This window comes from Streptomyces sp. NPDC001270, assembly GCF_042896695.1.
GTDB lineage: Bacteria > Actinomycetota > Actinomycetes > Streptomycetales > Streptomycetaceae > Streptomyces.
Window position 1 is genome coordinate 102,233 of record NZ_JBIAXM010000023.1, and the last position, 21,203, is coordinate 123,435.

21 protein-coding genes are annotated in these 21,203 nt (G+C 73.6%); 9 read left to right on the plus strand and 12 right to left on the minus strand.

The window, feature by feature from the left end; translation table 11 throughout:
- Positions 1–56: 56 nt before the first annotated feature.
- On the minus strand, positions 57–524 hold the full coding sequence (locus tag ACFY2B_RS32040) for a nuclear transport factor 2 family protein (protein WP_390766561.1): 468 nt from the start codon (positions 522–524) through the stop codon (positions 57–59).
- 96 nt (positions 525–620) lie between these two features.
- Here ACFY2B_RS32040 and ACFY2B_RS32045 point away from each other — a divergent pair, with 96 nt between their 5' ends.
- The 4 genes from ACFY2B_RS32045 to ACFY2B_RS32060 are packed head-to-tail and all read left to right on the plus strand — an operon-like array spanning position 621 to position 2,068.
- A complete protein-coding gene (locus ACFY2B_RS32045; protein ID WP_390766562.1) occupies positions 621–1,217 on the plus strand; it encodes a TetR/AcrR family transcriptional regulator in 597 nt (198 codons plus the stop codon).
- 11 nt (positions 1,218–1,228) lie between these two features.
- Complete coding sequence (locus tag ACFY2B_RS32050; RefSeq protein WP_390766563.1) at positions 1,229–1,474, plus strand: hypothetical protein; 246 nt, start codon at positions 1,229–1,231, stop codon at positions 1,472–1,474.
- Between the two features lie 53 nt (positions 1,475–1,527).
- Entirely contained in the window at positions 1,528–1,824 is a 297-nt protein-coding gene (locus ACFY2B_RS32055) for a DUF6400 family protein (protein ID WP_390766564.1), read from the plus strand.
- Positions 1,811–2,068 (plus strand): hypothetical protein, encoded by a 258-nt coding sequence (locus tag ACFY2B_RS32060; protein WP_390766565.1) that lies wholly within the window; start codon positions 1,811–1,813, stop codon positions 2,066–2,068. Before ACFY2B_RS32055 ends, ACFY2B_RS32060 begins: the two co-directional genes overlap by 14 nt.
- 22 nt (positions 2,069–2,090) lie before the next feature.
- Here ACFY2B_RS32060 and ACFY2B_RS32065 read toward each other — a convergent pair whose 3' ends face one another.
- The gene (locus tag ACFY2B_RS32065; protein ID WP_390766566.1) at positions 2,091–3,662 is read right to left on the minus strand and encodes a glycerol-3-phosphate dehydrogenase/oxidase; all 1,572 of its coding nucleotides are present in this window, start codon (positions 3,660–3,662) and stop codon (positions 2,091–2,093) included.
- Positions 3,659–4,258, minus strand: a complete 600-nt coding sequence (locus tag ACFY2B_RS32070) for a TetR/AcrR family transcriptional regulator (RefSeq protein ID WP_390766567.1) — start codon at positions 4,256–4,258, stop codon at positions 3,659–3,661. The genes ACFY2B_RS32065 and ACFY2B_RS32070 overlap by 4 nt, the downstream gene beginning before the upstream one ends.
- Positions 4,259–4,372: 114 nt before the next feature.
- Here ACFY2B_RS32070 and ACFY2B_RS32075 point away from each other — a divergent pair, with 114 nt between their 5' ends.
- Positions 4,373–5,986, plus strand: a complete 1,614-nt coding sequence (locus ACFY2B_RS32075) for an FAD-binding oxidoreductase (RefSeq protein WP_390766568.1) — start codon at positions 4,373–4,375, stop codon at positions 5,984–5,986.
- Positions 5,987–6,079: 93 nt separating this feature from the next.
- Positions 6,080–6,961 carry a diacylglycerol/lipid kinase family protein gene (locus tag ACFY2B_RS32080; RefSeq protein ID WP_390766569.1) on the plus strand — a complete coding sequence of 294 codons (882 nt, stop codon included), beginning with the start codon at positions 6,080–6,082 and terminating at the stop codon, positions 6,959–6,961.
- A gap of 59 nt (positions 6,962–7,020) precedes the next feature.
- On the opposite strand, the gene ACFY2B_RS32085 is transcribed toward ACFY2B_RS32080, so the two are convergent.
- On the minus strand, positions 7,021–7,500 hold the full coding sequence (locus ACFY2B_RS32085; protein ID WP_390766570.1) for a hypothetical protein: 480 nt from the start codon (positions 7,498–7,500) through the stop codon (positions 7,021–7,023).
- A gap of 270 nt (positions 7,501–7,770) precedes the next feature.
- Between ACFY2B_RS32085 and ACFY2B_RS32090 the strand changes: the two genes are divergently transcribed.
- Positions 7,771–9,366: a M1 family metallopeptidase gene (locus ACFY2B_RS32090; protein WP_390766571.1), complete on the plus strand. Its 1,596-nt coding sequence runs from the start codon at positions 7,771–7,773 to the stop codon at positions 9,364–9,366.
- 21 nt (positions 9,367–9,387) lie between these two features.
- Here ACFY2B_RS32090 and ACFY2B_RS32095 read toward each other — a convergent pair whose 3' ends face one another.
- From ACFY2B_RS32095 to ACFY2B_RS32115, 5 genes are all read right to left on the minus strand, one after another.
- Positions 9,388–10,002 (minus strand): flavin reductase family protein, encoded by a 615-nt coding sequence (locus tag ACFY2B_RS32095; RefSeq protein WP_390766572.1) that lies wholly within the window; start codon positions 10,000–10,002, stop codon positions 9,388–9,390.
- Positions 10,003–10,542: 540 nt separating this feature from the next.
- Positions 10,543–11,451: a carbohydrate ABC transporter permease gene (locus tag ACFY2B_RS32100; protein ID WP_390766573.1), complete on the minus strand. Its 909-nt coding sequence runs from the start codon at positions 11,449–11,451 to the stop codon at positions 10,543–10,545.
- Positions 11,448–12,437: a carbohydrate ABC transporter permease gene (locus ACFY2B_RS32105; RefSeq protein ID WP_390766591.1), complete on the minus strand. Its 990-nt coding sequence runs from the start codon at positions 12,435–12,437 to the stop codon at positions 11,448–11,450. Before ACFY2B_RS32105 ends, ACFY2B_RS32100 begins: the two co-directional genes overlap by 4 nt.
- A 228-nt stretch (positions 12,438–12,665) precedes the next feature.
- Positions 12,666–13,910 carry an extracellular solute-binding protein gene (locus tag ACFY2B_RS32110; RefSeq protein ID WP_390766574.1) on the minus strand — a complete coding sequence of 415 codons (1,245 nt, stop codon included), beginning with the start codon at positions 13,908–13,910 and terminating at the stop codon, positions 12,666–12,668.
- Positions 13,911–14,132: 222 nt separating this feature from the next.
- Positions 14,133–15,221 carry a LacI family DNA-binding transcriptional regulator gene (locus ACFY2B_RS32115; protein ID WP_390766575.1) on the minus strand — a complete coding sequence of 363 codons (1,089 nt, stop codon included), beginning with the start codon at positions 15,219–15,221 and terminating at the stop codon, positions 14,133–14,135.
- A gap of 131 nt (positions 15,222–15,352) precedes the next feature.
- Between ACFY2B_RS32115 and ACFY2B_RS32120 the strand changes: the two genes are divergently transcribed.
- Positions 15,353–17,479: a glycogen debranching N-terminal domain-containing protein gene (locus ACFY2B_RS32120; protein WP_390766576.1), complete on the plus strand. Its 2,127-nt coding sequence runs from the start codon at positions 15,353–15,355 to the stop codon at positions 17,477–17,479.
- Here the strand turns inward: ACFY2B_RS32120 and ACFY2B_RS32125 are convergent.
- Positions 17,469–17,825: a hypothetical protein gene (locus tag ACFY2B_RS32125; protein WP_390766577.1), complete on the minus strand. Its 357-nt coding sequence runs from the start codon at positions 17,823–17,825 to the stop codon at positions 17,469–17,471. The two genes, ACFY2B_RS32120 and ACFY2B_RS32125, sit on opposite strands and share 11 nt — an antisense overlap.
- 251 nt (positions 17,826–18,076) lie before the next feature.
- Here ACFY2B_RS32125 and ACFY2B_RS32130 point away from each other — a divergent pair, with 251 nt between their 5' ends.
- Positions 18,077–18,973, plus strand: a complete 897-nt coding sequence (locus ACFY2B_RS32130; protein WP_390766578.1) for a serine hydrolase — start codon at positions 18,077–18,079, stop codon at positions 18,971–18,973.
- A 55-nt stretch (positions 18,974–19,028) separates the two neighbouring features.
- Here ACFY2B_RS32130 and ACFY2B_RS32135 read toward each other — a convergent pair whose 3' ends face one another.
- A complete protein-coding gene (locus ACFY2B_RS32135; protein WP_390766579.1) occupies positions 19,029–20,195 on the minus strand; it encodes a S1 family peptidase in 1,167 nt (388 codons plus the stop codon).
- 233 nt (positions 20,196–20,428) lie between these two features.
- Positions 20,429–21,193 carry a GNAT family N-acetyltransferase gene (locus ACFY2B_RS32140; RefSeq protein ID WP_390766592.1) on the minus strand — a complete coding sequence of 255 codons (765 nt, stop codon included), beginning with the start codon at positions 21,191–21,193 and terminating at the stop codon, positions 20,429–20,431.
- Between the last annotated feature and the right edge of the window lie 10 nt (positions 21,194–21,203).

The window sequence follows — 21,203 nt, forward strand, 5'->3', positions numbered from 1 at the left end:
CCGGCGGTTTCCGTGCTCGGTGCCACCTCCCGGCCGAGAGCTGTCCCGCGGCCGGTTCACGGAGCGCAGGAGCGGGTCTCCGTCCAGTCGACCATCAGGCGGCGCTCGGCGAAGAACCAGTCGCCGTCCTGCTTGACGAATTCGTCGAGATAGCGAATGGACGCGATCATGATCGTCCGTTCGGCGTCCGCGCCGTGGGAGATGTGGTGTGCCAGGCAGTAACTCTCACCGCGGGCCCGGTCGCCGTCGAGGGAGACGGTGCTCTGGCCGTTGAAGTGGGTCGTGGCCCGGTAGCTGTTCAGGTTGTCGAAGACAGGGGCGAGGGACTCACGGCCGTGCAGTTCCTGGGTCGGCTCGGCCGCGGTCGCGTCCATGAAGACCAGGAAGCGAGTGTCCTCGGTGAACAGGGCCATCTGCCCCTTGGCGTCCCGACGGTCAGCGCACCGGGCGTAGGCGTCGACGAGCTCGCGAAGGGCCAGCCGGTCGGCGGCTTCCTCGGGCGAGATCGCGATGTGGGAGGGCATGCGGTTTCCCTATCCGTGCGAAACTATTTGACATCTGCATAAGAACACTGGTCGCGGGCCTCCCGCAACCCGACCGATGGAACAGGAGGACGCGCCGTGAGTTCTGTTGGCCACAAGACCGATCCACGCGTCACACGGACCACCGCCGCACTGCGGCAGGCGGTCGTAGAGCTCGCCTCGCAGCGGCCGGTCTCCCAGATCACCGTCGCTGAGTTGGCGAAGCACGCCGGGGTCACCCGGGCGACCTTCTACAACCGCTACAGCACCGCGCTCGACCCCCTGATCGAGGCACTCGACGCCGATCTTGAGAGGGGTCATCGGCTGGAGGACCGGCGCCGAGCCGAGGGTCGCCCGGGAACCGAGCTGGTGAGGCTGGCCGTCGCCGAGGTGGCTGACCACGTCGAGCGTTTCGCCGACGTCTACCGGCAGGCCCTCGACGACCCTGCTGACCGGGGGGTCTACGACGCGTTGGTCCGCCACTTCGACGGCTATGCCCAGGCGTTCTTCGCGCGGGCCGACGGTCAAGGGCTCCCCGATGTCGATCACCGTGTGGTGGCGCGGTTCCTGGCCCACGGCTTCGCCGGCGCGATCAAGGCGTGGCTCGGCGATCCGTACCTCACCATGGACGACCTGGTCGCCGCGAGCGTGGCGTGCACACCCGCTTGGTGGGCGGCGGCGGCCGAGCCTGAGTAGGGCGGGCGCCTGTGCGGGCTTCCACGTGCGGTGACCTCGCGTACGGACAGTCCAAGACCGGGAACGTACCGCTGGCCGTGGAGGCGGCCGAGCGGTGGGCGATCACCGCCGACGCCCTGATGCCCGGCGGTATCCGCACCAACCTCCAGCGCCGCCAGCTCGGGAACATCACGCCGGGGATCCGCCGCCCTGCTGGGCCACTGACGGCTCACCGCGCGCCGGCGCCGGTCCGTCGTTGCCCGGTGCCGGGTCTGTGACTTCGCCCACCTGCTCTTGCCGTAGCGGGGAAGGCAAACCTAAGTTCGGCCACATGTCCGCCTTCGACCCCCCACCCCCCACCGGTCCCGGTGAACCCGCCGCAGGACACCCGGGCGGCTCCGCCCGGTTCGATTTCGATGTCGACCTCACCCGGCACGAGGTGCTGCGGCGGGTGCATGTCCTGGAGGCCCTCGGCCCGGACTGGGATCCGATCGAGGCGCTGCGCGGCGAGGAAGCGGCCCAGGACCTGCTCTACTCGGGTCTGGACCAGGAACAGCAGCGCGTCTACGACGACCTGGTCGCGGCCGGTGTGCTGCCGCCGCGCGGAGGTGGCCGTGCTGCCGCTTGATCCGCAGGCGGACATCGGCCGCCGAGCCTGGGTGCCCTGCCCGCACTGCGACGACAGCCGCGGCTGCGCGACCTGCGAACAGGGCCGTACCTGCGCCGACCACTGGCGCTACCTGCTTTCCAACACCGGCAGCCTGCTGCATCTGCAGTGCCCTGCGTGCGCCCACGTCTGGGACCACGAGACCGGCTTCGGTGCCACCCGCTCCGGCTGGCGGCGCACCACCAGCGGCCTGCCCCGCGCCTGATCCCGGGCGCCGCCCCGCGACGTCAGGCGGACGTGGCCGCCGCCCGGTCGAGCGCGTCCCGCGCCGCGCCCAGCGCGGCGGCCCGGTCCTGCGGCACGAGCCCGATACGGGTACGCCGGTCGAGCAGGTCGGCCACGTCGAGTGCGCCCTCGTGCCGGACGGCCCACACCAGGTCGGCACGGGTGACCGGGTGGCCGGGCAGGACGGGCTCGGCCAGGTGCGGCTCGCACTCGGCGAGCGCCTGCACGGCGGGCGCCTCGGTGCCGTGCCGGCGGACGAGCCGGGCGGGCGCGGCCAGTGTGCCGAGCCGGTCCGGCGGAGCCGCTCCGACCAGCGGCAGCGACGCGGTGGGGGACGGTCCCGCGGGCAGACGACGGGTGGCCACGGCGGCGTCGACCGCGTCCTGCGCCATCCGCCGGTACGTCGTGAGCTTGCCGCCCACCACCGTGATCACGCCCTCCGCCGAGGTCAGCACCGCATGCCTGCGTGAGATGTCCGAGGTCCGGGCGGGTGCACCGGAACCCGCGGTGTCCAGCAGGGGCCGCAGCCCCGCGAAGACACCGGCGACATCGGCACGCCGGACGGGCATGTCCAGGACCGACCCGAGCACGTCCAGCAGGAACCCGATGTCGGTCTCCGGCACCTCGGGCACGTCGGGGACGCCGCCCTCGACCGGCTCGTCGGTGAGACCCACGTATACCCGCCCGTCGTCCTGCGGCAGCACGAGTACGAAACGGTTCGTCTCGCCGGGGACCGGGATGTGCAGGCCCGCCGGGAGCGCGCCGAGACGGTCCGAGCGCAGCACCAGATGGGTTCCCCGCGAGGGGCGTATCCGGATGCCGTCCACCAGCCCGTCCGCCCACACACCGGCGGCGTTGATCACCGCGCGGGCGCGGATCTCGCCCTCCTCGCCGGTGAGTTCGTCGCGGACCCGGGCGCCCGTGCGGGTCAGCTCCAGTGCCCTGACCCGGGTGAGGACCTTCGCGCCGCGGGCGGCGGCGGTCCGGGCCAGCGCCGTGACCAGGCGGGCGTCGTCGACGACCCGGCCGTCCCAGGAGAGCAGCCCGCCGCGCAGCCCGGCGGCCCGTACCGACGGCGCCAGACGGCGGGCCCCGCCGGCGGACAGCCGGCGTGGCACGGGCAGTGTCGCCCGGGACGTGCGGGCGGCCCGCCGCAGGGCGTCCCCGGCCAGGAAGCCGGCCCACGCCAGGGACGCCTGGCCGCGTGGAACCAGCGGGGTCAGCGGCAGCACGAAGGGCTGGGCGCGTACGAGGTGCGGTGCGGTGCGTGCCATCAGCACCCCGCGCTCGACGGCGCTTTCGTGGGCGACGTCGTACTGCGCGGCGGCCAGATAGCGCAGCCCGCCGTGGATGAGCTTGGAACTCCAGCGCGAGGTGCCGAAGGCGAGGTCGTGGGCGTCCACGACGACGACGTCCAGCCCGCGGGCCGCGGCGTCCAGGGCGGCCCCCGCACCGGTCGCACCCAGGCCGACGACGAGGACGTCGGCCGTGCCGTCGGCCGCCGCCGCGAGGTCACGGACGCGACGGGCCGCGGAGAGCGACGAGCCGGGGACGGGGGCGTGGGCCGGGCTCATGGCGTCAGGATCCTCTCCAGGACGAGGCGCAGTTCGGCGAGGAACGCGGCGGCGGTCAGGTCGGTGTCGGCCTCGTCGGTCATGGTCCGCAGAGACAGCGTGAAGGACTGGACGATCAACAGCAGGGAACGGGCCTGCCGTTCGACGGGGGCGGGGCGCACCGAGCCGTCGGCGTGCCCCTCGCGCAGGGCCTCGGTCAGCAGGTCGAGCAGGGCGTCCTGGCTCGCCCCGCGGCGGTCGAGCACATAGGGGAGGAGCAGTTCGGGATCGACATCGACGATCTTGCGGAACAGCGGGTGCGCGCGGAAGGCCCCGACCCCCGTGACCAGTCCGTCGACGATCAGGGCGCGGGTCTCCCGCCCGGGCCGCCGCTCGGGCAGCGCCGCGGTGGCCACGCCGATCCACTCACGGGTCATCAGGTCCCCCACCAGGGACCGGATGTCGGGCCACCGCCGGTACAGCGTCATCCGCGAGACACCGGCGCGGCGGGCCACGTCGGTCAGGGTGGTGCGCCGGACCCCGACCGCCAGAACGCAGTCGCGCACCGCGTCCAGGATCGGATCGCTGTCCGAGTCATTGTGACGAATGGGCGTCATGTGTCACAGTGTAACGGCGCCACCGCCGGCCCGCGGAGTGCGGGGGAGACACGGCCTCGCGGGCCGGGCCGACCCGGGCCGGCGTCGCGATCCGACCGATGAGGACGACCGTTCATGGACATGCTGTGGAACGGCTGGGGCGACCCGGCGAAGGCGGCCCCGCTGCCCGACGCGGTGATCGGACTGCTCGGCCAACTGCTCGGCGTCGCACCGCGCGACGGCCGCGCACTCGCCCTCGACGACATCCACGTCCCGGAATCCCCGCTCGACGCCGCCGCCTCCGGGGCCCTGGCGGACGCCGTCGGCGGCGCGGCCCACGTGCGCACCGACGCGGACAGCCGCATCCGGCACACCCGGGGCAAGTCCACCCCGGACCTGCTGCGGATCCGGGCCGGTGACGTCACGGACGTCCCGGCGGCCGTCGTCCTGCCCGCGAGCCACGACGAGGTGCTGGCCGTGCTGCGCGCGTGCGCCCGGCACCGTCTGGCCGTGGTCCCGTTCGGCGGCGGCACCTCCGTGGTGGGAGGGCTCGCCCCCGTCCCCGCCCGCCACCGCGACGTCGTCGCCGTCGACCTGCGCCGCATGAAGGACCTGCTCGACCTCGATCCGGTCTCCCGGATGGCCACCCTGCAGCCCGGCCTGCGCGCCCCGCAGGCCGAGGCCCTGCTCGCCGAGCACGGCTTCACCCTCGGCCACTTCCCCCAGTCCTACGAGTGGGCCACCATCGGCGGCTTCGCCGCGGCCCGTTCCAGCGGGCAGTCCTCCGCGGGATACGGCCGGTTCGACGACATGGTCCTCGGCCTCACCGTGGCCACCCCCGAAGGCACCCTCGACATCGGCCGCGCCCCGCGCTCGGCGGCCGGCCCCGACCTGCGCCAGCTGATCCTCGGTTCCGAGGGCGCGTTCGGCGTCATCACCGCGGTCACCGTACGCGTCCGCCCCGTCCCCGCGGCCCGGCACTACGAGGGCTGGCGCTTCGCCTCGTTCGCGGAGGGAGCCACCGCGCTGCGCCGGCTCGCCCAGGACGGGCCGCTGCCCACGGTGCTGCGGCTGTCCGACGAGACCGAGACGCTGGTCGGACTCGCCGAGCCCGCCGCCATCGGCTCCGCCGGCGCCGAGCGGAACACGGGCTGCCTGGCCGTCGCCGGTTACGAGGGCACCGAGGAGGAGACCGCGCACCGGCGGGAGCGGGCCGCGGCCGTGCTGAGCGCGTGCGGCGGCACCCACCTCGGCGCCGGTCCCGGCGAACGCTGGGCCCACGGCCGCTACGCGGCCCCGTACCTGCGCGACTCCCTGCTGGACGCGGGCGCGTTCGCCGAGACGCTGGAGACCGCGGCCTTCTGGTCCCGTCTCCCCGGGCTGTACACCGCCGTCCGGGAAGCGCTCACCGGCACCCTCACCGAGGCGGGCACGCCACCGCTGGTGATGTGCCACATCTCGCACGTCTACGAGAACGGCGCCTCCCTGTACTTCACGGCGGTCGGCGCTCAGGGCAAGGACCCCGTCGCGCACTGGGCGCCCGCCAAGCGCGCCGCGAACGAGGCCGTCCTCGCGGCCGGCGGCACGATCAGCCACCACCACGGTGTGGGCACCGACCACCGCGACTGGTACGTCAGGGAGGCGGGCCCGCTCGGCGTCGAGGCGCTGCGCGCGGTCAAACGCCGGCTGGACCCCGAGGGGCTGCTGAACCCCGGCATCCTGCTGCCCGTCGACGGGCCGGCGGGCTGACCCGTCCGGGTCCTGCCGCACCACATGTCCCGTCCGTCCGGCCCGCGCCTTCGTCCCTGTCCGGTCCGTACCCCCGTCTCCGGAGGCTCACCGATGCGACAGTTCACGGCCGTCGTCAACCCCACCGCGGGCGGCTCCTCGGGAGCGGCGGCCCTGCTGCGCGTGGGCCGGCTGCTGCGGGAGGCCGGGGCGGAGCTGGAGACCGAGTACAGCCGCAGCCTGGCCCACGCCCAGGACCTCGCCCGCCGGGCGGGCGAGCGCGACCGGGTGGTGCTCGCGGTGGGCGGCGACGGCATGGCCGGATGCGTCGGCGGCGCCCTCAGCGGGACCGGCAGCGTGCTCGGCCTGGTCCCCGCGGGGCGCGGCAATGACTTCGCCCGCGCCCTCGGCCTGCCCGCCGACCCCGTGGCGCTGGCCCGGATCCTGCTCGACCACTCCCCGCGCGCCGTCGACACCATCGAAGTGGAGTCGGCCGTCCACCGGGGCACCGTGGTGCTGGGCAGCGTGTACGCGGGTGTCGACGCGCTCGCCAACCGGCATGCCAACAACGCGCGCCTGCTGCGCGGCGCCGCGTCCTACTACGCCGGCGGGCTGCGCGCGGTGACCACCTGGCGCCCGGCGACCTACCGCGTCACCGTGGACGGACGGGACCACGCCCACCGCGGCTACACCGTGGTGGCCGCCAACTCCGCGTACTACGGCTCCGGCCGGGCCATCGCCCCCGCCGCCCTCCTCGACGACGGACTCCTCGACGTCGTGCTGATCCGCGAGGCCCCGCGCCGGCTGTTCTTCGCCCTCATGAACGAGCTGTCGACCGGCGCCCATGTCGACCGGCCCGAGGTACGGGTGCTGCGTGGCCGGGAGATCCGTATCGAGGCCGACCGGCCCGTCCCGTACGGCGCCGACGGGGAGGTCGAGGCCACCCTGCCCGTCACGGCCAGGGTGCGGCCCGGCGACCTGGCGGTGCTGTGCTGACGCCGCGGGCGCAGAGGGTCCCGCGGCCTGCGGGAGCCGGGCACACCGGCCGCCCGCACCTATGCGTCCCGCGGCCCGGCGACGCGCGTGTACGTCACGTCGAAGTCCGGGATCCACAGCTCGCCGTCCTCCGACCGTTCCCAGCCACCCTCGACGGTGTCGCCCCCGGCGCCGATGACGGCGGTGAAGCGCTGGTGGAAACCGGGCGCGGCGCGCCACTGCCGCCACACGCCCTCGCTCAGGCTCGTCCGGTAGGCGCGGGCGACGCCGCGGCCGTCCGCGTACAGGGTGGTGAAGGTGTCGGCGGTCTCGTCGTAGCCGGTCAGCGTCACGGTCGGGAAGGGCACGTGCGCGCCCCACTCGGCGGGCAGGGCCGTGTCCGGCCCCACGTCCGCGCGTTGCACGAGGAAGGCGCCGCCCTCCAGCCACGCGAACTCGGTCCGGACCGGACCGGCACGGCGGTCGGCGGCCCACATGTCCCACGTACCCACGAGGACGTCGAGCCGGCGTAGCGCTTCGTGGGGTGTCGGTGGCCGCATCGGGCCCTCCTCCGTCTCGTCGAACCCTGCCGACAGGTCATGACCGGCGACCCGCGCCGAAACTCATCGGTCCGAACTCCTTCTGGCATGGTCGTGACAAATCTGGCAGGCTTCCGGCAGCCGTCGCCCCCACCATCAGGACGCGGCCGGCACCGCACGCCGATGATCGCGCAACCGAACCGCGTCACCCACGGTCGCCCGCCGGCCCACCCGGCCGGCCGGACGGCCGACGAGCAGGCCGCAATCCCGGCCTCCGCAAAGGAGTTCCCCGTGAGACCAACCCCCCACAGCTCCCTGGCCGCGAGCGTGGTCGCCCTCGCGGCACTGGCCGCCGTCGCGCTCCCGGTGTCCACGGCCGCCGCCGCGCCGACCGCGTCCGCGCCGCCGGCCGCCGTCTGCGCCACCACCCGGTCGATCGCCGACGGCGGTTCCGGGAGCGGCACTTCACCCGGGTCCCGGTCGTCGTCCGCGGCGCTCACCGGCGCGGCGCGGACCGCCCTCGGCGGCACCGGCCTCACCCGGCCGGACGGGGCGGGCGACGCCCGCACCGACACGCGCACCCGGCGCGCCACCGACCCGGCCGGGTGCGCCACGGCCCTGCCGGCGGACTCCACGCGCACCCCGTCCGCACCCTCGTACACCGTCAGCCTCAGCAGCGACACCACCGGCTCCGTCTGGACCGGCCAGGAGAGCGTGACGTTCACCAACTCCTCCGCCACCGCGCTCGGCGAGGTGTACCTGCGGCTGTGGGACAACTCCCACGGCACCTGCTCGGCGATGCCGATCAAGGTCAGTGCCGTCACCGGCGGCACGGCGGGCGCTCTGTCGGCCGACTGCACGTCCCTGCGGATCGCCCTCACCACGCCGCTGGCCCAGGGACAGACCGCCACCATCGGCTTCGACCTGGGCATCACCGTCCCCACCGGCGCCGACCGGTTCGGCCGCGACGGGGCCTTCAGCTTCGTCGGCAACGCCCTGCCCGTCCTCGCGGTCAAGGACACGGCGGGCTGGCACCTGGACCCGTACACCGACAACGGTGAGTCGTTCTACTCCCTGGCCGCCGACTTCAAGGTGAGCCTCGACCACCCCAGCACCCTGCTGGTACCGGCCACCGGCCGCTCGACCGACACCCCGGGCACCGCTGGACGCACGGTCACCACCGCCACCGCCACCCAGGTCCGCGACTTCGCCTGGGCGGCCGGACCCTTCACCCGGATCTCCGGCACCTCGGCCGCCGGAACCCCGGTGAACGTCTACTCCGTGACCGGCATCAGCTCCTCCAGCACCCGGTCCATGCTGACCACCGCGACCTCCGCCGTCGACGCCCACGCGACCCGGTTCGGCGCCTACCCCTACGGCGAACTGGACGCCGTGATCGACAACAACTTCTGGTTCGGCGGCATGGAGTACCCCGGATTCGTCCTCGACGTGGTCAGCACCACCGCGCTCACCCATGAGATCGGGCACCAGTGGTGGTACGGCATCGTCGGCGACGACGAGTACACCAGCCCCTGGCTCGACGAGGCGTTCACCGACTACGCCACCGACCTGGCGCTGGGGAAGACCGGCAGCAGCTGCTGGAACAGCGTCTCGTGGGCCTCGTCCACCGAGAAGATCACCAACTCGATGGCCTACTGGGACACCCACGCCTCCCGCTACTCCACCGTCGTCTACGGCTACGGCAAGTGCGCGCTGCACGATCTGCGGCGCGTCCTCGGCGACACCGCCATGGCGAAGCTCCTGAAGGACTACGCCACCGCGCACTGGTACGGAGTCTCGACCACCGCCGAGTTCAAGGCCGCCGCCCAGGCCGCCACCGGCACGGACCTGACCTCGTTCTGGACCCAGCACCGCATCGACGGCTGACGACGGCGCGCGGGAAGGGGATCAGCGCGATCGGCGGGGCCAGTCCCGGTACCGGATCCGGGCCATGTCACGGACCTCGCCGATCGTGCCCCACTCGTTGCGGCCCAGCCGGGACAACGGACGCAGCCGCCCGATGTCCGGATGTCCGTCCACCAGGACGTCCTCGCTGACGGCGGCGTGCACCACCCGGCCCAGCACCAGAGTCGAGTCGCCAAGACCCAGCGTCGCGTGCAGTGTGCACTCCAGCGCCACGGGCGAGGCCGCCACCCGGGGCGGCCGCACCCGCAGCGACGGCTCGCGCGCGACACCCACCGCGTCGAACTCGCCCTCCTGCCGGGGGAAGTCCGTCGCGGTCGCGTTGACCTGCTCGAAGAGCGGCTCGGGCGCGAAGTTGACCACGAACTCGCGGGTCGCCTCGACGTTGCGCAACGAATCCTTGCGTCCCACCGAGGTGAACTGGACGATCGGCGGGTCGGTGCAGGCGACGGTGAAGAACGAGTGGGGCGCCAGGTTCGCCGTCGCGCCGTCCTCGGCGAGGGTGGAGACCCAGGCGATGGGCCGGGGTACGACGACGGCGGTGAGCAGCCGGTAGAAGAGACCCGGACCAAGGGTGTCCGGTGAGTAGTCGACGCGCATGCCAGCACGCTATGCCCCGGGAGGGGCGGACGCACCGGCAGCCCCTCGTGCGGCAGGAGGACGACCGTGAGGGCGGCGGTGTCGTCACGCGACTGAGACACACACGACTCCCGGCGAAAAGTCACCACAAGGGGCCAAGCCTGGTGCGTCCGGCCGCGGCGCACCGCTCATTGCTCCACCCCACGGCATGTCCGCACCACGCCCGTCGGACCGTGCCGGCCGCAGCCGCTCGCCGGCCACACCGCCGGACCTGCCCGCCGTGCGGGACCGGCGAGCGGTCGTCCGGCGTACCGGCCGGCTTTCGGCAACGGATCGCATCCCTTGGGCGCGGCACCGTGGACCATCGGCGGACGGCGAGACGGCGGGCGGCCCGGCACAGTGACCGGATGGAGCGGACGAAGGGGATGGGCCGGGCCCGGTTCCTGGCCGCGGCGGCATCCGCCGCCCTCGCGGGCGCGCTGCTGCCGGCCGGACCGGCGCGAGCGGCCGGCCACGACCCGACGGTTCGTGTTCATGGTGTTCGCACAGCCCGGCCGGCCGTCACTCCTTGACCGCGCCCGCGTTGGCCCCCTGCACGAAGTACCGCTGGAAACAGAAGAACAGCACCGCGACCGGAAGGGTCGAGAGCAGGGCCGCCGCGAGTTTCAGCGGATACTGGGTGCCGCCGCCCAGACCGCCGGAGACGAACCGGGCGAGCCCTGTGGTGAGCGTCTCGTACTGGGCGGACTGGGTGGCCACCAGGAAGTGCGTGAACTCGTTCCACGAACTCTGGAACGACAGGACGGTCAGGGTCAGCAGCGCGGGCCTGGCCATCGGCAGCACCACCGACCAGAAGATGCGCAGGATCCCGGCGCCGTCCACCCGGGCCGCCTCCTCCACCTCCCGCGGAACCGACTCGAAGAACTGCTTCATGATGAAGACACCCGCGGCGTCCACCAGCAGCGGCACGATCATCCCGGTGTACGTGTCGAACAGCCCGAAGGCGTTCAGCACCAGGAACTTCGGGATCAGCAGGGCCACCCCGGGCACCGCCATCACGGCGAGCACGAGGGTGAACAGCAGGGTGCGCCCGGGGAAGCGCAGCCGGGCCAGCGCGTACCCCGCCATCGAGTCGAACAGCACCCGCCCGGCGGTGACCAGGACCGCGACTACGGCGGAGTTGCCCAGCCAGCGCAGGAACGGCACTCCGTCACCGGCCTTGCTCAGCCCGAACAGCCGCTGGTACGCGGCGGTCGTCGGGGTGAGGGGCACCAGCGACAGCGGATGCGCGGCGGCCTCCGGGTCGGTCTTGAATCCGGTCACCAACTGCACCAGGAACGGCAGGACGTACAGCAGGCCGAGTCCGGCCACCAGGACGTGTCCCGCGATCCGCAGCGGCAGCGGATAGCGGCCGAGCACCGGACGCCGCCGCGCCCGGACCGCCCGTGCCGTCCGTGTCGTCGATGTCATCGGTTCCTCCCCGCGGGGCGTGGGTCGCGCTCCCGCATCACCCAGCGCTGCACCGCGGTCAGCGCCAGGATCAGGCCGAGCATGATGAACGCGATGGCGGCGCCCTGCCCGAAGTCGGCGTCGTCGAAGGCGGACGAGTACGACAGGAAGGCCGGGGTGAGCGTCGTGTTGCCGGGATTGCCCTGACCCATCACGTACACCTGGTCGAAGACCTGCCAGGTGGCGATCAGGCCGAGGGTGAGGACGAGGAACAGCACCGGCCGCAGCGCGGGCAGCGTGATGTGCCGCAGCATCTGGAAGCGGTTGACGCCCTCCAGGGCGGCCGACTCCTCCAGTTCGCGCGGGATGTCCTGGAGCGCCGCGAGGAAGATCAGCATGAAGGTGCCGGAGGTGGTCCACACGGCGAGCAGGATGATCGTGCACATCGCGACGGACGGCCCGGACAGCCACTGGAACCAGGACAGACCGAGGAAGGAGTGGTCGGCCAGCAGGCCCGGGGGACGCGCGGGGTCGACGACGCCCACGGCGTCGAGCAGCAGGGAGAGCACCCCGCGCGGGTCGGCGAACCAGTTCGGGCCCTTGACCCCGACCCAGGACAGCAACGTGTTCACGGCCCCGCTGCCCTGGAAGAGGAACAGAAAGACGGTGGACACCGCGATCGAACTGGTCACCGACGGGAAGAAGAACGCGGTCCGCAGGGCGCCGCGGGCGCGCAGCAGCCGCTGGTTGACGATGAGCGCCAGCACCAGGGCCAGGCCGGTCTGCAACGGCACGGTCAGCAGCACGTAGTAGGCGTTGTTGCGCAGCGACGTCGCGAAGAGGGTGCGGTCCAGACTGTCCTCGGTCAGCAGCGTCCGGTAGTTGTCCAGGCCCACGAAGTCGGCCTGGCCGCTGAACGGATTCGACTGCCCGTCCCAGTGCAGCAGGCTCACCCACAGGGCCATCAGGATGGGCAGCAGCAGGAACAGACCGAGGACGAGCACCATGGGGCTGACGAACAGCCAGCCCCATGGGCCCTCGCCGCGGCGGCGCCCCACGCGCGGGGCGTGGAGGGCGCGGGGCGCCCCGCTGGAACCGGTCCCGCCGGGCGCGTCAGGAGCGTCCGGGGAACCGGTCGACCGGGAGCGTGCCGTGGTGCGCGGCAGTCCGGAGCCGGAGGAACCGTCGCCGCGTGGGTGGTCCGCGGCGCGGGCGGTACGCAGGGACATGACGGCTCAGTCGCCCTTCGTCAGCGCCTGCTCGCCGTTGCGCTGCAGGGCGGCGAGGATCGTCTTCGGATCGGTGTCGCGCAGCGCCTGCAGATCGGTGTTGAACTGGCCGAGCACCTTGTCGAACCCGGCTATGGTCACCGGGCCCTGCGCGTACGCGGCGGAGTTCACCCACGCCTCGGCCGCCGGCGCCTGCCGCGCGTAGTCGGCCAGCGCGCTGGTGCGTGAGGGCATCACGCCGAAGGCGTCCGCGAACTTCAGCTGCTGCTCGCCGGTGCTGAGGTACTTCACCAGGTCGACGGCGGCCGTCCGGTGCGTGCTCTCCGCGGCCACGCCCCAGCAGTTGCTGAAGGCGAGCGAGCCCTTGCCGGCCGGTCCCGCGGGCAGTTCCACCACCTTGTAGCCGACGTCGGGGTAGTCGGCCTTCATGGCCCCGGCCAGCCAGTTGCCCTCGATGGTCATCGCGGCCTTGCCCTTGCCCAGGGCCTCACCGCCCCAGCTGGTGTCGACGTCCTGGGCGTACTTCATCGAACCCGACTTCAGCAGGGACCGCGCGAAGGCGAGGCCCTGCGCGTTGCCGGCGTCGTCGGCGGTCATCTCCGTCTGCCGCGGGTCGGTGACCCAGCCGCCGGCCTCCTTCATGAAGACGCCGAGCCGCTGGTACTCGTTGGTGGTCACCAGCCCGGTCACCCCGTCGCCGGTGAGCTTGCCCGCGACCTGCTTCAGCTCGGCCCAGGTGGTCGGATAGTCCTGGTCGGTCAGCCCGGCCCGCTGCCACAGCTCGGTGTTGACGGCGAGCCCCAGGGTGGAGGTGTCCTTCGGCAGGCAGACCAGCTTTCCGTCGTAGGTGAAGGAGGAGCGCAACTGCGCCGAGAAGTCGTCCGCGTCCTCGATCCGATCGCCGTACGCGTACAGCGAGCCCGCCTTGGCGTAGTTCGCGAACTGGTCGGAGTTGACGTAGAACACGTCCGGCGGCTTGTGCCCGGCGAAGGACTGGGCCAGCTGCTGGTTCATGTCCTTGGCGACCTCCACGGTCACCGTGTTGCCCGACTGCTTCTGGTACGCGGCGGCCGCCGCCTTGACGGCGTTGGTCTCCGCGTCGCCCGACGTGGCGATGAGCACCGTCAGGTGCTGCTTCGCGCCGGTGTCCTGCTGTGTCTCCTTGTCGTCGCCGAAACTCGACGAACAGCCGGTGACGGTCGTCAGCGCCGCGCAGGTGGCGAGGGCCGCGACGGCGGTGCGGGTGATCATTGCTTTCCTCCGTGTACTCGGGTGGGTGCGGCTCCGCCCGGGCGCCGCGGGCACCCGGGGTGGGGGAGGAGAAGGGGGGAGATTCTGGGCGAGCGCCCCGAGGGGGCGCCGGGGAGGGGGTGACCGGTCGCCGTGCCGTCGCCCGGGGCCCGACTCCGAGCCGAAGTCGGGAACTCGGACCGGGGAGAACGACGACAGAGCGCGGCCCGCTCGGCGGAACGTCTAGCGGGCCGCCGGTCCGTCGGGGGCCGGACCGCCGTGCTCGGCGTGCTCGGTGTCGGGCACGCTGTCGCGCAGGATGAGGGACGGCTTCAGCAGGACGCGTTCCGGGGGCGCGGCGGGGTCCGCCATCCGGGCCAGCAGCAGGCGCAGGCACTCTCGGCCGATGGCTTCCAGGGGCTGGTCGACCGAGGACAGGGCGGGCGAGACGAGCGCCGTGGTCGGGGAGTCGTCGAATCCGATCACGGCGACGTCCCGGCCCGGTGCGGCGCCGCGCTCACGCACCGCGTCGTAGCAGCCCATGGCCAGTGTGTCGCTGGCCGTGACCACGGCGGTCGCACCCGCCTCCAGGAGCGGCTTGACCGCGTCGTGCGCGGCCCCGATGTCGTCCACGCTGTGCGCGCGCCGCCCGCGGATGGCGAGCCCGTGCCGGCGCATGGCCCGTTGCCAGCCCTCGGCACGGTCGTCACCGACGCCCGAGCCGCGCGGCCACCCGAGGAAGGCGATCCTGCGGTGCCCGAGGCCGACCAGGTGCTCGACCGCGGCATCCGTGCCCGAGGCGCCGTCGACGTCGACCCAGTCGCCGATCGGACGTCCCGACCACATCCGGCCGAAGCCGACGAACGGTACGCCGCGCTGCGCGAGCCACGCCTGGCGCGGATCGCGGCGCGCGGTGCCGCTGAGGACAAAACCGTCGACCTCGTGGCGGCCGAGGAGTTCCTCGTACCCGTCCAGGGCGGGTTCGCCGGGCGGACTCGCGAACAGCAGGATCCGGTATCCGGCGGTGTCGGCCGCCTGGGACAGGGCATGCAGGAAACGGTCCATGACCGGGGCCGTGGCGCCGCGCGGGGCGGGCTGGATGCCGTAGCCGATCAGCTTGCTGGAGCGGGTGCGCAGCGCCTGCGCGGCCCGGCTCGGGCGGTACCCCATCTCGTCGACGGCGCGGCGGACCCGCTCCAGCGTCTCGGGGCGCAGCAGGTCCGGAGAGTTCAGCGCATTGGACACCGTCTGCGGGGAGACGCCGGCCCGGCGGGCGACCATGGCGAGGGTGACCGGGCCCTGGGCGGACGGGGAACGCGGGGTGCGGGACATGCGGAACTCCGACGAGAAAGGGCCGGGTGAGAGCCCTGAGGGTGAATTTGAGCGTTCCAAAGGCATTGTCATCGCTTTGACAAGGACATTAGTGTCTTTGGAACGATCTAACGCTGAGAGGTTCTTCTCATTTGGATACCACTGTCAAGCCCCAGGACGCAGACGACCCGGAAACGCGGGCCGCGGACACGGCCAGGAGACTGCAGCCGTTCCTGCACGACGCGGTCGTCGCACTCCGCGCGCCGAGCTTCGCCCTCTCCCGCCCGGACGGGCAGATCGAGCACGGTGTCGACGGCTTCTACCACGGCGACGTCAGGGCTCTGTCCCGGCTGACCGTCGCGGTCGACGGCATCCCGCTCGCGCCGGTCACGGGCGGCTTCGACGGCACCGACCGGGCGGGCTTCCGGGCCGTCCTGCGCGGGCTCGGCGAGACCACCGCGGACCCGGCCGTGGAACTGCACCGCCACCGCACCGTCACGGCCGGCCGCCTGACGGAGGAGTTCACCGTCGCCAACGCGGGCCGGCGCCGGGTGGCCTTCCGGCTGACCGTCACCGCCGCGACGGACCTGGCCCTCATGGAACGGGTCAAGACGGGCGAGCGCCGGCTCCCCATCCCCGCCCGCGCCACGGACGGAACCACGCTGACCTGGTCCGGTGACGCCGTCACCGTCCGCCTGACCGCCGACCCCGCCCCCGGCCTGCTCGACCCGGCGGCCGGGCGCCTGGTCTACGACGTCGAGCTGGACCCCGGTACCGGCTGGACCATGACACTGCACGGCACGGCGGCACACGCCGACGGCGACCAGTTCCCGGCGCCGCCGGCCGGCGCCGTACCGTGGCGCACCCCCGCCGTGCGCTCCGCGGACCGCCGCCTCGACCGCTGGGTGCGGCAGTCCCTCGCGGACCTCGACGGGCTGCGCCTGACCGACCCGCGGTCGGACGAGGGCGGCGGCCGCGTGGACCAGTTCCTCGCCGCGGGCGCCCCCTGGTTCCTCACCCTCTTCGGCCGCGACTCCCTGTGGGCCGCCCGCATGCTGCTCCCGCTCGGCACCGAACTTGCCGCCGGCACCCTGCGCACCCTCGCCCGCCGGCAGGGAGCCGTCACCGACCCGGCCGCCGAGGAGCAGCCGGGCAAGATCCTGCACGAAGTACGGCGCGGCACCCAGGAGTTCACGGACACCTTCGCGCTCCCGCCGGTGTACTACGGCACGGTGGACGCCACCCCGCTGTGGCTCGTCCTGCTGCACGACGCCTGGCGCTGGGGCCTGCCCCCGGAGCAGGTCGAACAACTCCTGCCGCACGCCGAGTCCGCCCTCGCCTGGCTGCGCGACCACGGCGACGCGGACGGCGACGGCTTCCTGAAGTACGTCGACCTGACCGGCCGCGGCCTGGCCAACCAGGGCTGGAAGGACTCGGGCGACGCCGTCCGGTACCAGGACGGCCGCCTGGCCGAGCCGCCCATCGCGCTGTGCGAGGTACAGGCGTACGCGTACGAGGCCGCACGCGGCGGCGCGGCCCTGCTCCGGGCGTTCGGCCGGCCCGGCGCGGACGCCTGGGAGGAGTGGGCCGAGCGCCTGGCCACGCGGTTCCGCGAGCGCTTCTGGACACAGGACGCGGCAGGACCGTACCCCGCGCTCGCACTGGACCGGGACGGCCGGCCCGTGGACGCGATCACCTCCCAATTCGGGCACCTCCTCGGCACGGGCCTGCTCGACCAGGAGGAGAGCGCACTGCTGGCCGCCCGGCTGACCGGCCCCGACCTCGACTCCGGGCACGGGCTGCGCACCCTCAGCTCCGCCGCGGCGGGCTTCAATCCGTACGGCTACCACATCGGATCCATCTGGCCGCACGACACAGCCATCGCCGTGCACGGCCTGGTCAGGGCCGGATTCGCGGACGCGGCGGCCTCCCTGGCGACGAGCCTGCTGACCGCCTCGGCGGCCTTCGACGCCCGGCTGCCCGAACTGTTCGCGGGCCACGGCGACCAGGCCGGCTCGTGGCCCGCCCCCTACCCGGCCTCCTGCCGCCCCCAGGCATGGGCGGCGGCGTCCGCGGTGCACGTGCTGCGCGCGGGCCTCGGCCTGGAGGCGGACGTACCCGGCGGCACGATCACCGTGGCGCCCGGATTCGCCCGTGCCTACGGGCCGTTGACGGTCACCGGGCTGGAGGCCGGCGGGGAACGGCTCGATGTCACGGTCGCCGCGGACGGCACGGTGAGCACGCGGGCGCCCAAGGGCCTGCGGGTGATCACCGGCTGAGCGGGGGCGCCCGGCACTGCGGGTGCCCGCAGTGCCGGGCGCCCTTCCCGCACGTGCGGACCGCCGTCGCGCCGCGCGTGCGCCGCGCCCATGCCCGGGCCCGGCCGCGGCGCTCGTCGACCGCGTCCACCGCGCCGGGACCGGGAGGGAGCGCGGCACGGCCTCGCGGCACGGCCTCGCGGTGCGGTCCCGGCTGATCGGCGTCGACGGGGTGCCGGGCGCCCGCGGCGCACTCGGCTCTCGGGGCCCGTCGGCCGAACGCGTCCGTGCCGTGGTGCGGTTCGCGGCGCTCGCCCGGCGGCGGATCGCCCCCGTGCGCGCTGTGGGCCGGGGTGACCGTGCTCACCTCCGGGGCCGGGGCCGAGGTTCCGGACGTGGCCCTGACGACGGCGCTCGGCCTCGCGGTCGTAGCGCGGACCCGGACCGTCCCGCGCGCCCCGGATGCCGCGGCGCCGCCCCTGGCCGGTGCTGTGTCCTTCCCCACAATGCCCGGGTGAAGCGGCCCCGAGGTGGCGGCCGTCACTTCGCACCAGGGGCGTTTTGTTTACGTTCGTTGTGCTGTGACCGGTCCCCGATGAACTGCCGAGGTCCCGCACCATGCCCCATGAGCCGTCACCCCCGTCCCCTCCGCGGCAGTCGGGAAAGCGCAGGCGCGCAGCGGCCGGCGTCACCGCCCTGGCGGCGTCGGTGGCGTCCTTCTTCTCGATCGGTGTCCTGGTCCCGGAACCGGCGGCCGCCGCGACCGCCGCGGCCCGGTCCGACTCCGCCACCGCCGGGTTCCTCGCCCAGGTGAGCCCGCAGGGCAAGGAACGGGTCACCGCCGCGGTGCTCGACCTGGACGCCGCGGCCCGCACCCCCACGGTGTACGGCGCCGACGGCGCGTACGACACCGCGAGCATCGTCAAGGTCGACATCCTCGCCGCACTGCTGCTCAAGGCGCAGGACGCCGGGCGTGCCCTGACCGCGCAGGAGCGCGCCCTGGCCGAGCCCATGATCGAGCGCAGCGACAACGACGCGGCCGACGCGCTGTGGCGGCGCATCGGCCTGGCCCCGGGCCTGGACGCGGCGAACAAACGCCTGGGGCTGACCTCCACCCAGGGCGGCCCCGGCTTCAAGTGGGGGCTCACCCGGACGACGGCGAGCGACCAGATACGGCTGCTGCGGGCGGTGTTCGCCCCGTCCTCCGGCACGTCCGCGGGCGCCGGAGGACTGAGCGCGGACTCCCGGAGCTACCTCCGCACGCTGATGTCCCACGTCGTGGACGAGCAGTCCTGGGGCGTCTCGGCGGCGGGATCCGCCCGGGAGCTGAAGAACGGCTGGCTGGAACGGGAGACGACCGAGCTGTGGGACGTCAACAGCATCGGCTTGATCACGGCGGGCGGGCACCCTTACCTCGTCGCGGTCCTCTCCGACGGCAGCCCGACGATGGACGAAGGCGTCTCGCTCGTGGAACGCGCGGCCCGCACCGCGCTCGCTCCGGCGACCGCCGGCTGACCCGAGAGGACGGGCCCCGGCCGACGGCCGGGGCCCGCTGTGGTGCGCCGGTGGATCAGGCGGTGTGCAGGGTCAGGCCGTACCGGCTCAGGATCTCGTTGACGGGCTGGAACCAGGTCTCGCCGCCGGAGCTGCAGTTGCCCCAGCCGCCGGAGGTGACTCCCTGCGCCTGGTCGCCGCTGATGAACGAGCCGCCGGAGTCGCCCCCTTCGGCGCAGACATTGGTCTTGGTCATCTGGTGCACCGCGCCCTGGCTGTAGTTGACGGTCTCGTTCTTCGCGAGCACCGTGCCGCAGTGCCAGTGCGTGGTCGATCCGGACCGGCAGATGGAGGCGCCGATCGGTGCCTCGGCCGAGCCGCGCACGAGCTGGTCGGAGACGGTGCCCCAGCCGAGCACGACCGGGACCGTCCACCAGCCGCTGCCCACGTTGACCCAGGCGTAGTCGTTGTCCGGGAACGACGAGCCCTGGAAGTTGCCGATGTAGCTGCCGTCCCAGCCGCTGACCCCGGCGCTGGGCTGGCCGCAGTGTCCGGCGGTGACGAACCCGCCGTACACGGAGAAGCCGATCGAGCAGCGGACGTTGCCGGTGTAGTACGGGTCGCCGCCCACGGTGCCCGCGGCCAGGGTCGCCGGCGCGCCGGGTATCGACTCGACGGTGACCGGGCCGGCCTTGCGGGCCCGGTCGACGAACGTACGGACATCGTTGTCAGCCTGCTTGCCCTCGGCGACGTTCACGACCACCGTGCTCGCCTGCGGGTCGACGTGCCAACTGGTGACGCCCGCCGGTGCGGTGAGCTTGTCGAGGCGGGCGAGGGCGGCGTCCAACTGCCGCGCGCTGTGCTCAACGGTGGTGACGGTCGCGCCGGTCGCCCGGATCGCCCGGCGGGTCCCGTCGGTGGTGCCGGGGGTGATGCCGACGGTGAGGGTGCCGCTTGAGGCGTCGAACCAGGAGCCGCCGAACGACGTCCCGGCGGCCCGGCGCGCCGCGGGCTCCGCGGTCGTCGCCCGCTGCTCGGCGGCGAGCCTCGCCTCCGCCTCGGCCTTGGTCAGGTGCAGGTCCTGCTGCATGGCGGTGAGCAGTGCGGCCGAGGCGGGTGCCTCGGCGGACCGGGTGGCGGCGGGTGCGTCGCTGGCGGAAGCGGGCAGGGCGCCCGCCGTCACGCCGGCGCCGAGCATGAGCAGGACGGCGAGGCCGGCATGCGTGAATCTGGTGCGTCTCATGGGGGTTGCCCTTCGTCGTTCCAACGGGGTGGGGGTGGAACAGCAGAGACGGTGAGAGCGCTCTCAGCCGTGTGGCGGAGCCGAGCCTAGCCGTTGATCATGGTCAGGTCCATGCCAATGCAGTCGTTCGTGACGCGGCGTCGGACGTCGGCGACGCCGGGGGAGGGCAGGGCGGGCGCGGCAGGCCGACCCCGCCCCGGGGGTGCGCGGCGCCCTCTTCCGGCGCCCGGCGGTCACGGATTGACGGCGTGTTCGGTGAACCGGCCGCAGGCCCGGAAACCCAGCCGGTGGTAGACGGGCTCACCGTCGCCGGACGCCTGGAGGACCGCGACGCGCAGGCCCTCGGTCCGGGCCGTGTGCAGCGCGGCGAGGGTGACGGCCGTGCCGTAGCCGCGCCGCCGGTGACCGGCGAGGGTGGAGACGTTGTAGAGCCCGGCGACCCCCGCGTACGCGAAGACCTCGGCCGAGCAGACCGCACGGCCCGCCGCGTAGCCGACCAGGTAGCGGGCGGGGCAGTCCGCGGAGAGTGCCCGGGGCGCGGTCCGCGCGAAGAACTGGCGGACCGTTTCGGCGGGCGGACTCCAGTTCGCGGCGAGGACCGCCGCGTAGTCGTGAAGCTGCTCGGGCGTGGACACCGGTCGGATGTCGAGCCCTTCGGCGGTGGCCGGCGGCAGGGAGTCGTCCAGCCGCGCCCACATGGCCGTCTCCTCCTCGGCGGCCGGCAGGCCGGCGGCGGACAGCCGGTCGGACAGGTCGGGCGGGGTCGAGTCGGGCCCCACCCACCAGGAGAAACGGCGGCCGGTGGCGGCCAGTGTCCGCACGGTGCCGGCGATGCGTGCGGCGGCGTCGTCCGGCGTGAAGCGGGCCGCGGCGACGATGTTGAACGTGTCGTCGTCCAGGCCGCTGTCCGCGACCAGGAGATCGGCGGTCTCCGTGACCGCGGCGCCGCTCAGCCCGCGGTGCAGATGGCAGGCGTGCTCGGCGAGATTCCGTGCCATGCGGGAGGCC